Here is an 11,245-nt window from a genome sequence, read left to right as displayed (position 1 = left end):
ACCGAGGTGTGTGCGGGTGTGCGGGTTCCGTACAGGACGAGGATCCGTACGAGTCGGGGTTCCGTACGGGTCGCGGGACGCGGGACGGACCGTGCCGCCCTCCGGAGATGTCCGGTGGGCGGACAGGGTGGGGGAATGCGCCGGAGTGGGGTGGGAATTCGGCCATGGAAAGTCATTGAATCCGGTACGGGCCGTATGGACCCCAGCCCGGCGCAGAGTCGCCGCGGCGTCATGCGTAGAATGCGGCCGTCGTCGTAGAACCACTGCACACTCGGCGCCGGCCCCCTCGTACCCCGCGAAGGCTCTCATGCTCGGCAGCACGTCAACGTGGCCCATGAACGCGATTTCCAGTATCCAATCGATTTGAAGGACCAAGCACTCACGCCGCTCACTCCTGGAGTGAAACGGCGACGGCACCCGGCATGACGAGCGCACTATTCTCATGCCCTGGGAACAATTCACAGAACGCCTTACGGAATTACTCATGCCCGGGTGACCGCCGGGTCATGAGCGGCCTTGGCGTGCCCATCACCTGGAGCTTCCCGAGTCCCGCACACCCTGGCCCGCGCGGCCGTCGACAGCGAGTCGACACGGCGCGAGCCGCCACCTCTTTTGCATAAAAGGATATCCCCTTTCCTTCTTCTTGACCAAGGGTTCACCTAAGATTTCGGCAATCCAAATCCGCTCGTCATTCCCCATAGGAGGTGCGTCAATGTCTCTGACACAGCTGGGCACTCACCTTGCCCTCGACCTGATAGCCGTGTGTCTGCTGACCTTCGGCGTGTACTACCCCCGCCATCGGCGTCGGGATCTGATCCCCGCGTATCTGGCCCTCAACGTCGCGCTCTTTACGGTGGTGGCCGCGCTCGCCCAGATCGGCAACGGTGGCACGGCGCTCGGATTCGGCCTGTTCGGCGTGTTATCAATCATCCGGGTGCGCTCCGCCTCGATTCAGCACGAGGAGGTCGCCTACTACTTCACGACCCTCGTCACCGGTCTCATCTGCGGTTTGCCCCAGTTGGAGGTTCGTGAGGCCGGAGCCCTGGTCGGGGTGCTGCTGGTGGTCGTCTACGCGGCCGATCACCCACGGCTGTTCGCCCGGGTCCGCCGGACCGAGGTCACCTTGGACGCGGTGTACGCCACCTCCGCCGAGCTGCGCGCCGACCTTCACCGGCGCCTCGGCGAACCGCTGAACTGGATCGTCACGGAGGTGGACTATGTGCGCGATCTGACGGTGGTGGATGTCCGCTACCGCGAGCCGAAGGAGGTCCGTGAGTATGCCGAGCCGGTGAAGACCACCGCCGCCTCCCGCCCCGCCCAGCCATCGCTGGAGTCGGTGTGACGCCCCACAGGCCCTCCCGGGCCAAGCGCGCGGCCAGACCGAAGGCCAAACAGAAGGCCCAGCCGAAGGCGCAGCCACAGGCCCGGGTGAAGCCCGCGGCCAAGCCGGAGGCCACGCCCGAGACCAAGCCGGAAACCGGAGCGGAGGCCGGCCCTCCGGCCGGGCCCGCGCTCGACCCCCGGCTCGACTCGCCCTCGGGGCCCATCCTCTCGGCGTCGTCCATTTCCCTCGCCGAGCTACAGGAGAGCGCGGAACTCCTCGACCGCTTCGACCGGGCCTATCTCGTCCCCGTTCCCATCTTCACCGCGCTCGCCACACATCTGACCGACCCGGACCGCCCGGAGGGGCCCTACCGGGCGCTGGAGATCGGCGGCAGACGCTGGTTCCGCTATCACTCCGTCTACTACGACACTCCTGATCTGCGCTGTTTCCATGAGCACCGACAGGGCCGCCGGGTGCGGTTCAAGATCCGTGAGCGGGTGTACCAGGACTCGGGCGAGCGGCAGTTCGAGATCAAGCTCAGGGGCGGGCGCGGGGAGACGATCAAACACCGCCGCCGCCTGACCGGTGACGACACTCCGCTCGATACCCCCTACCGGGACTTCCTCGCGGAGTCACTGCGCACCACGTACGGCATCGACGCACCCCCCGTACTGGATCCGTCGGTCGTCACCGACTACAAACGGGCCACGCTGGTGTCCGCCGGGGAACGGATCACCTGTGACGCGGTGCTGCGCTGCCATGACGTACGCGTCGACGCCGTCGTCGACAGCGACCCCGGGCTGATCCTGGTGGAGACGAAGACCATCGGCCATCTCACCGAGGCGGACCGCTTTCTGCACGCCCAGGGGGTCCGGCCCGCGGTGTTCACCAAGTACTGCAGCTCGCTCGCCAGCCTCCAGCCATCGCTCCCCGCCAATATCTGGCGCCGCCACGCCCGGTTCACCTTCGGGCGTGCCTGACCCCCCTGACCTGCCCTGGGGCCGGGTCGGTACCTCTCCGACCCGCCCGGGGCCGGAGTCGGCTCCACCTCCCCGCGACAAACGAAGCCGTCCCAGCCGCCCAGCGGCCCGGGGCGGCTTCGCCGTGGTGGCGGCCCGGGAGGCGGCCGTACGACCGGCAGCACAGCCAGGCCGCACCAGATCCCCGAACCACACGAACAAGATGAGAACTTTCGAAACTCTATTGACCTATCGAATGTGGCGGGATTACATATTGGTCATGCCGTGAGTCACCTCGCGTCTCGCGGGTGGAGCAGAGGAGCAGTGCATCGTGAAAGTGGCCAACGTCTCCGGTCGGCTGAGTCTGGTGACCGCACCGGGTGAGGCGGTGGACGTCGAGCGCGCCAGCGCCGGGCGCTTCTCCGCCGATATGCAGTCGGCGTACGAGCGGTGGGACGAGCTGACCGAGTTCGCGTCCACCGTGTCCCCCGGCCGCCCGGACGCCGTGCCGCTGAGCGCCGCCGAACTGGGCAATCCGGTCCCCGCCCCGCGCCAGATCTTCGCGATCGGGCTGAACTACGCGGATCACGCCGCCGAGTCGAAGCTGTCGGTGCCCGAGAGCCCGACCGTGTTCACCAAGTTCCCCACCTGTCTGACCGGGCCGTACGGGAATGTGACGCTGCCCCCGGGCGGTGATGTGGACTGGGAGGTCGAGCTGGTCGTGATCATCGGGCGGCGGGCGGAGCGGGTGCCCGAGGCCGATGCCTGGAAGTACGTCGCGGGTCTGACCGTGGGCCAGGACATCTCGGAGCGCCGGCTCCAGCTCTCGGGTCCGGCTCCGCAGTTCAGCCTCGGCAAGTCCTTCCCCGGCTTCGGGCCCGTCGGTCCTGTGGTGATCAGCCCGGACGAGGTGCCCGACCGCGACGACCTCGAACTCGGTACGCTCATCAACGGTGAGCAGGTCCAGCAGGGCCGCACCTCGGATCTGGTGTTCCCGGTCGCGGCACTGATCTCCTCGCTGTCGGCGGTCACCGCCCTGCTGCCCGGTGACGTGATCTTCACCGGCACCCCGTCCGGGGTGGGCCTGGGGCGCACCCCCCAGCGCTATCTGCGGGACGGCGACGAGCTGGTCAGCTATGTCGGAGGCATCGGCGAGATGCGCCACCGCATGGTCGCGGCAACGGAGGCATGACATGGCGCGCACCAGCACCCGGAGAGTGACCGTACAGCACGTACAAAATGCACTGTCGACGCCGACAGTACGGACAGCGCAGGAGGTTCGGTCATGTCACTGCACGGACTGAGCTCGCTGGTGATCGGCGTTCCCGACGTCGAGGCGACCGCCGCGTACTACGAGGACTTCGGGCTGGTGCGTGACGCGTCGGGGTGGCTGACCACCGTGGACGGCGGGCGCCAGCTGAAGATCGTCGGCGCTCCCACCCGGCGGCTGGTGGAGGTCAGCATCGGCGCGGACGACCAGGACGATCTGGCCCGGGTCGCGGGCGGTCTGACCGCTTTGGGCGTCCCGGTCGTCCGGGACGCGGCGTCCGTGACGGCTGTGGAGCCGGTCACCGGCATCCGCGCGGTCATCCGGATCGCCGACCGCGTCCGGCAGCCCGCGTGCCCCCCGACCCCGTACAACGGCCCCGGCCGTATCGAGCGAGCGGGCGCCCGGGCTCCGGGGGTGCTGCGCGAGGGGCCGGTCCGGCCGCGCAAGCTGGGACACGCGGTGATCGGGTCGGTCGACTACGAGGCCACCTCCCGCTTCCTCATGGAGGGCCTCGGGTTCCGCGCCAGCGACTACATCAAGGGCAAGGGCGCGTTCCTGCGCTGCTCCACCGACCACCACAACATCCTGGTCCTCAACGCGCCGGTGAACTACCTGCACCACACCTCGTGGCAGGTGCACGATATCGACGAGATCGGCCGGGGCGCCCACACCATGCTGGAGGGCCACCCCGAGCGTCATGTCTGGGGCCTGGGCCGCCACCACGCCGGATCGAACTTCTTCTGGTACCTCAAGGACCCGGCCGGTAACTTCTCCGAGTACTACTCCGACATGGACACCGTCGCCGAGGACGAACTGTGGACGCCGGAGGTCCTCGAAGGCGCCAAGGGCCTGTTCAGCTGGGGACCACCGCCCCCGCCCTCGTTCCTCAACCCGGACGACCTCGCGGCCCTGATGACCGGCGCCCACCAGCCCCGGCGGTAGGCACCCCACCGGCACCACTGGCCGGGCCCGTCGGTCGGTCCCGCCGGCGAACCCCGCCCGGCCGCCCGTGGCGACCCCGCGCCAGAGCCCGCGCCAGAGCCCCTGGCGACCCCGACCGGCAGGGCCCGCTCCACCCCTTCGTCAGCAATACCGCTAGGAGTACGCACATGCTGCGACCTGACAGTCATATCGTTGTCATCGGTGGCACCCGAGGGCTTGGCTTCGAGGTCGCGAAGGCCGCCGCCGCGCAGGGAGCCCGTGTCACCATCACCGGCCGCGACGCCGCCGATGCCCGGAAGCGGGCCGCCGAGATCGGCCCCTCCGTCACAGGGGCGGCCTGCGAACTCACCGACTGGGACTCCATCGGCGCCCTCTTCGAGGGCATGGACACCGTCGACGGCCTCGTCCTGACCGCCCTCGACCGCGACCACAACACCATCAACGACTTCCGCCCCGACGACTGCGCCCGCACCTCCCTGATGAAGACCGTCGGCTACGCCACCGCCGTCAACAAGGCCATCCCCAAGTTCACCGCCGACGCCTCCGTCGTCATGTTCAGCGGACTGTCCATGTGGCGCCCCGTCCCCGGCTCCACCACCATCTCCATGGCCAACGCCGCCATCATCGGCCTGGTCAACTCCCTCACCCTGGAGATCGCACCCGTCCGCGTCAACGCCCTCACCCCCGGCGTCGTCGGCGGCACCGCGGCGGTCGACGAAGCCGACAAGGTCCGCGCCGACTGGTACGAAGCCATGCGCCAGCGCACCCCCGCCAAACGCCTCCCCACCCCCGACGACATCGCCAACGCCGTCATGTTCCTGCTCACCACCCCTGGCATCAACGGCGCCAACCTCGTCATCGACGCCGGTATGCGCCTCGCCTGAACCGAGGGCGCCCACGGCCTCGGGCCGCCCATGGCCCCAGGGCTCCCGTGCCGGATCCGGCGCCGGTCCCGTGCCGGGTCCCGTGGCGTTCGGGGGGGCGGCCCCGTTGCGCGTACGGCTCAGTCCTGGGCCAGCGCATCGGTCTGGTCGGCGAGGTCCTCGTCCGTCGGGGCGTCGTCCTGAGTGAGCTTGAACCGCCAGTATCCGGTGAAGGCGATGGCGCGCTTGTCGATGCCCCGGTCGTCGACCAGGTGCCGCCGCAGCGCCCGTACCGCCGACGACTCCCCCGCCACCCAGGCGAACACCTCGCCGTCCGGGAAGGCGGCGGAGCGTACGGCGTCCACCAGGACCGGGGACTCGCCGGGGCGGACGCCGTCGCGGTGCAGCCAGTGCAGCGTGACATCGCCCGCCGTGGTGAACTCCTGCTCCTCCTCGGCGTCGGCGACCTCGATATACGCGGTCGCCCGCTCCCCCGGCTCCAGCGCCTCGATCAGCGCGCCGATCGCCGGAAGCGCCGTCTCGTCGCCCGCGAGCAGCGTCCAGTCCCGGCGGCCCGGTGTCCGGAAGTGGCTGATCTGCGGTCCGAGCATGCCCACGATGTTTCCGGGGGCGGCTTCGGCGGCCCACCGCGAGGCGGGGCCGCTCTCGTCGCCGTGGCCGTGGAGGACGAAGTCGATGTCGACCTCCTGCCGCCGCGCGTCATGGCCCCGGATGGTGTAGCTGCGCATCCAGGGCCGTTCGGCCTCCGGCATCGCCAGATAGTCCTGGTACCAGCGGCCCACATCGCCGTCGGCGGGCATCGGCGGGATCACCGGGGCCCGGCCGGGCTGCCGGGGGAAGAACAGCTTCACATGCTGATCGACGCTGACATGAGTGAAGTCGGCCAGATCCTCGCCGCCGAAGGTCACCCGGACCATGAGCGGAGTGATCCGCTCGGTGCGGCTGACGTGCAGTGCCGAGTAGCGCAGCGTTCGGTTCACGGACGGTCTCCCCTAGTGGTCCAGCGGTCCGGCAGCCCGGTCGTCCACCGGTCCGACGGCTCAGCGATGAATAAGGATAGGCTAACCTTATTCACTCATCGGGGGCCCCTGGAGGGGAACCGCATAGGCGGATTCCGGCATACCCCGGCACGGCGGCCACACCCGCGCGGCGCACCGATGACCGAACCTTCCTCTCGGGCTCCAGGACTCCAGGTGCGGCTGGAAGTCGACTGCCGACCGCGCCCGATGACCCTCCGTGGCCCCGGCACACCCGGGCACATTTAGGTGAGGCTAACCTCATTCACCCTCGACGGAGTCGCAACGATCGCCTGCCTGCCCCGGCGTCACCCGTGCGGCCATGGCCGACTTCCAGCCAGACACCGCCGCGCCTGGCCACTCCTCGCCGACTCCGGGCAGAAGAAGTCAACAGGGGCGCACGAACGCTTTTCCCGTGCGCTCGCACGCCCCCCTCGCGTCCACTCGGCGCGGGTATGAGGCATTGCGTCAGTACCGCACCGCGCGAGTGCGGTGAACTGGTGACCGTCGCAGACGAAACGCACGCACGAAACGCACCTGCTGGAAGAGAGTTGAGGAGCAGCCCATGACGACAGTTCTGTTGGTCCACGCGGTCTCACTGTGGCGGGCCTCGTTGGCGTGCCTGCTCGGCGAGGACAGCGGCCTGAGAGTGGAGACCACGGACAAGGGCGGGGTGCGCGCCGCCATGGAGGAGAACCCCTCGGACATCCTGCTGACCGATCTCGACTGTCCGGACTCCGTCGAAGTTCTGACGCTCATGGAGAGTTTACGCAAGCAGGCCGACAGCCGTACGGCCCTGATCGTGCTGGCCCGGGGGGACCGGGCCGGGGATCTCCGCAGAGCCTCCGACGTCGGAGCCCTGGGCTACATAGACAAGTTCGGCCCGGTGGACAATCTCTGCGAGGTGGTACGGAAAGTCGCGGCCGGCGGCCGGCACATCGACCAGTCGCTGGCCTTCGGTCTGCTCCAGGCCACCGAAGTCCCGCTCTCCGCACGCGAATTACGCGTTCTGGCGCTGGCGGCGGAGGGCGAGTCCGTGTCGTCGATAGCCGGTGCCCTGCATCTGGCCAGCGGCACGGTACGCAACTATCTGGCCGCCGCCATCCGCAAGACGGGCGCCCGGAACCGGCTGGACGCCATAAGACTCTCGAAGGAGTTCGGCTGGCTCTAGCGGCCGGAGGCGAGGGCGGAGCCGGGGCCAGGACGGGGCGGGGCGGGGCGGGGCGGGGCGGCAGGATCAGGGGGCGGAGGGTGCGGGAGAGGAGGAGGGCGACGAGGAGGGCGCGGGGGCGGGGGTCCAGCAGCCGGTGAGATCGCGGTAGAGCGAGGAGCCGGCGAGCAGTTCGGCCTGAGTGCCGCAGACCGTCCTCGTGCCGTCCATCACCAGCACCCGCCGGGCCCGCGCCGCCGAGGTCAGCCGGTGGGCGATGACGACGAGCGTGTCCGTGCGCTCGGCGAGCGCGGTCTCCGCCCGCGCTTCGGCGGCCGGGTCGAGATGGCTCGTCGCCTCGTCCAGGATCAGCAGCGGCGCGGTCGCCAGATAGGCGCGGCCCAGTGCGACGAGCTGCCGCTCGCCCGGCGAAAGCCACAGCGGATCGAGCGGTTCGTCCAGTCCGCCGAGCCGCTCCACCAGCGGTCCCAGTCCGATCGCCGCCACGGTGGCCGCGATCTCCCGGTCCCGGGCGGCGGGCCGCAGATAGCGCAGATTCTCCCTGAGGGTCGCGGTGAACACATACGCCCGCTGCGGCAGCAGCGTCCGTACGGCGGTGGCTTCGGGTGCCGTCGCGGGACGGCCCAGCCAGCGGACCTCGCCCCCGGTGGGAGCGGCGACCCCGGCGAGCACGGCCGCGAGCGTGGACTTCCCGCTCCCGCTGGGTCCGACGACCGCGAGATGGTCACCCCGCCGGAGCGTGAGATCCAGCCGGTCGAGCACCGGCCGGGCACCCGGCCCGTACGCGAAGCTGACCGAACGCAGTTCGGCGGTCATGGAGGACGGCGGCGATGTCGGCAGCACCGGGGGCGGGGGCGGTGCGGGCGGCAGCGGCGCGCGCCCGGTGAAGCGGTCGAGCACCACCACCAGCCGTCCCCCGGCGGTGCCGAGGACGCTCATCAGGGCGTGCAGGGCGGGGGCCAGCGCCTGTGTCAGATAGGTGAACGCCCCGACCAGGGCGCCGCTGGTGAGGCCGTGCCGCATCAGCCAGGGCGCGGCGAGCAGCAGAAGCAGCGGCGGCAGCCGGGCGGACACCGCGAGCGCGAGAATCCGCACCGCGGCCCAGCGGGCCAGCGAACGGGCCGCCGCCGCCTGGTCGCCCGCGAGCGAGCCCGCCCGCTCGACCGTACGGCCCCCGGCTCCCGCCGCCGCGATGTCCCGCAGCGCGGACGCGGTCTGACCGGCGTACGCGGCGAACTCCTCGTCGGCGCCGAGATACGCGCGCTGACGGGCCGCCATCGGGATGAGCGTCGCCAGGAACAGCCCCAGGCCGAGCAGCAGCGGCGGCAGCACCACCAGGAGCAGCCTGGGCGCCAGGGCGGCCATACCGGCCAGGGCACCCGCCGAGGTGAAGACGAAGGAGCGTACGGACAGCACGAGTCCGGCCCAGCCGTCGCGGGCGATCTCGCTCTGGTGGGTGATCCGGGAGACCGCGCGGGTGGTGGCGGCGTCCGGGCCCGTCAGCCCGGTGCGCAGCGCCTGGGCGACGGCCCGGCGGACGAGTCCGTCGCGCAGCGGCTCCACCAGATCGGCCAGTCCGCCGAAGACTCCCCGGGTGGCGAGCGCGGCGGGCAGGGTGGCGACGGCGGCGACCGCCAGCCACAGCAGTCCGGTGGCCGGGGAACCGTTCAGAAAGCCCCGGTCGATCGCGCGTGCCACCGCGTAGCCACCGAGGAACGTCTGTGCGAACTCCAGCAGCGACCATCCCGCCAGCCGAAGCACAACCCGCCCGCGCGCCCGCAGGAACGGCCACCCTTCCCGTACGACCCGGCCGAACGAACCGGAGGTCTTCGTACCGCCGTCGGCGGCCTTCCGGTCGTACGAGGAAGGTGTACGGGGCCGGGGCGGCCCGCCTTCGGGTGGTCCGGGGCGCTCGGGGGCCTCGGCCGGGACCGATGCCGGTGCCGGTGCCGGGTCGGGGGTCATCGGGGCTCCTCCGCGGCGGATCGCGGGACGGCGTGAGGGCCGGTGTCGTGATCGGTGTCGAGTCTGGCGCCATGGCCGGTTCGGAGAGGCGCGACCCCGGTGCGCGGGGCCCCGGGATCGGTACTCGCGTCCGCACGGCCCGTTTCTCCGGCCTCCCGGCTCACATGCGCCCCTTCCGGGCGGCTACGCGCGCCGTCGTGACCGTGCGACGCGCCCGCCTGACGAGGTGACGCACCCTCCGGAGCGACGTCGTCACGACCTCCACCGTCTTCACGACCTCCAGGATCTCCAGGACCTTCAGGACCTTCAGGATCCTCGCGCCCCGGGTGGAACACCGCGCGGTACTCCGGGTCGGACCAGAGTTCGGTGTGCCGCCCGATCGCGCGCACCGTGCCGTTCTCCAGCCAGACCACCCGGTCCGCGCCGGCGGCCGACGAGACCCGGTGTGCGACGAGGATTCTGGTGCTGGTGCCCGCGCGCGCGGTCAGGGCACGCCGGACCTGGCGTTCGGTGACGGTGTCGAGGCTGGAGGTGGCGTCGTCGAGGATCAGCAGCCGGCCGGTGTGGGCGAAGGCGCGGGCAAGACCGAGGCGTTGGCACTCACCGCCGGAGAGCGGGGCGCGGTCCAGCGGGGTGCGGTAGCCGAGGGGCAGCAGCCCGATGAAGGCGTCGGCGCAGGCGGCGCGGGCGGCGGAGTGTACCGCGTCGGCACAGACGCCGCCGGGGCCGTAGGCGATGGTGTCCTCGACGGTCGTACCGAGCAGCGCGGGCCGGGCGAAGGCGAAGGCGACCTCGTGGCGCAGCCGTACCGGATCGATGCCGTCCAGCGGTACGCCGTCCAGGGTGACGTGTCCCGCGTCGGGGTCGGTGAGCCGCCCCGCCACGGCGGCCAGCAGGGACTTTCCGGCGCCCGAGCGGCCGACGACGGCGAGTGACGTACCGCCGGGGACGGTGAGGCTCACCCCGCGCAGCAGCGGCCTGCCGTCACGTACGACATCGACATCGCGCAGTTCCAGCGTGCCGGGGCCGCCGGGCGGCAGTTCGAGGGAGCGGTGGGGTACGGCGGGCAGGGCGAGGAGGGGGTCGAGCCTGCGGGCGGCGGTGCGGCCCCGGGAGACGGCGCTCAGCGCGCCCGTCAGCGCGCCGAGTCCGACGGCGAGGACGGCGTAGCGGGAGACGGCGAGCAGTTCGCCGACGCTGATCGCCCCCGCCGACAGCCGTACCCCGGCGACGGCCAGCACCAGCACGGTGAGCAGCGGCAGCAGCACCGCGCTGCCGCCCACCGCCCGGCCGTGGATCTCCCAGGTCCGCCGCCCGTGGGTGGCGAGCGCGGTGACCGGTTCGGTGATCCGGGCGTGCTCCCGGGTGGCGGTGTGGGCGGCCCGTACGGTGTCGATGCCGTCGAGCACTTCGGTGAGCCGGGTGGCGACCAGGGCCTGTTCGCGCTGGTAGTCGGCCGCGGCGTCCGCCGTGCGGCGGATCAGCGTGCGCAGCAGGACGACGAAGGCGGGGGCGCCGACGAGCAGGGCGACGGCGGTCCAGGGGTCGATGAGGAACAGGGCGACGATCCCGCCCACCGGGACCAGTACCCCGGCGATCGCGGTGGCGGCCGTGACGGGGACGGCGGCGGCGTCCGCGGCGTTGGCGGTGAGCCGGGTGGTGAGGTCACCGGGGGCGACGGCTCCGCCGTGGCGCGGCTCGGCCCGTACCAGCC

General features: G+C 71.2%; 9 protein-coding genes. 6 read left to right on the top strand and 3 right to left on the bottom strand.

From position 1 onward, the window contains the following. Positions 1 to 712 precede the first annotated feature (712 nt). The 5 genes from ACWF94_RS20775 to ACWF94_RS20755 all read left to right on the top strand — a co-directional run bounded on the left by ACWF94_RS20775 (position 713) and on the right by ACWF94_RS20755 (position 5,379). Positions 713 to 1,342 (top strand): DUF4956 domain-containing protein, encoded by a 630-nt coding sequence (locus ACWF94_RS20775; protein ID WP_453490215.1) that lies wholly within the window; start codon positions 713 to 715, stop codon positions 1,340 to 1,342. Continuing rightward, complete coding sequence (locus ACWF94_RS20770; protein ID WP_453490212.1) at positions 1,339 to 2,304, top strand: VTC domain-containing protein; 966 nt, start codon at positions 1,339 to 1,341, stop codon at positions 2,302 to 2,304. The genes ACWF94_RS20775 and ACWF94_RS20770 overlap by 4 nt, the downstream gene beginning before the upstream one ends. Positions 2,305 to 2,614: 310 nt before the next feature. Next, positions 2,615 to 3,475 carry a fumarylacetoacetate hydrolase family protein gene (locus ACWF94_RS20765; protein ID WP_453490210.1) on the top strand — a complete coding sequence of 287 codons (861 nt, stop codon included), beginning with the start codon at positions 2,615 to 2,617 and terminating at the stop codon, positions 3,473 to 3,475. A 93-nt stretch (positions 3,476 to 3,568) separates the two neighbouring features. Further along, positions 3,569 to 4,495, top strand: a complete 927-nt coding sequence (locus tag ACWF94_RS20760) for a VOC family protein (protein ID WP_453490207.1) — start codon at positions 3,569 to 3,571, stop codon at positions 4,493 to 4,495. 167 nt (positions 4,496 to 4,662) lie between these two features. After that, entirely contained in the window at positions 4,663 to 5,379 is a 717-nt protein-coding gene (locus ACWF94_RS20755; RefSeq protein ID WP_453490204.1) for an SDR family oxidoreductase, read from the top strand. A 119-nt stretch (positions 5,380 to 5,498) separates the two neighbouring features. Here ACWF94_RS20755 and ACWF94_RS20750 read toward each other — a convergent pair whose 3' ends face one another. Beyond that, positions 5,499 to 6,359, bottom strand: coding sequence for a siderophore-interacting protein (locus ACWF94_RS20750; protein WP_453490201.1), 861 nt, complete (start codon positions 6,357 to 6,359; stop codon positions 5,499 to 5,501). A gap of 601 nt (positions 6,360 to 6,960) precedes the next feature. Here ACWF94_RS20750 and ACWF94_RS20745 point away from each other — a divergent pair. Beyond that, positions 6,961 to 7,566, top strand: a complete 606-nt coding sequence (locus ACWF94_RS20745; protein WP_453490198.1) for a LuxR C-terminal-related transcriptional regulator — start codon at positions 6,961 to 6,963, stop codon at positions 7,564 to 7,566. Between the two features lie 66 nt (positions 7,567 to 7,632). Here ACWF94_RS20745 and ACWF94_RS20740 read toward each other — a convergent pair whose 3' ends face one another. Together ACWF94_RS20740 and ACWF94_RS20735 are read right to left on the bottom strand one after the other, a co-directional pair. Then, positions 7,633 to 9,531 (bottom strand): ATP-binding cassette domain-containing protein, encoded by a 1,899-nt coding sequence (locus tag ACWF94_RS20740; protein WP_453490195.1) that lies wholly within the window; start codon positions 9,529 to 9,531, stop codon positions 7,633 to 7,635. Next, a partial coding sequence (locus tag ACWF94_RS20735; RefSeq protein WP_453490192.1) for an ABC transporter ATP-binding protein occupies positions 9,528 to 11,245 on the bottom strand: 1,718 nt, incomplete at its 5' end. The genes ACWF94_RS20735 and ACWF94_RS20740, both read right to left, overlap by 4 nt.

The organism is Streptomyces sp. NPDC055078, from assembly GCF_053607985.1.
This window is presented reverse-complemented; position numbering and strand designations above follow the sequence as displayed.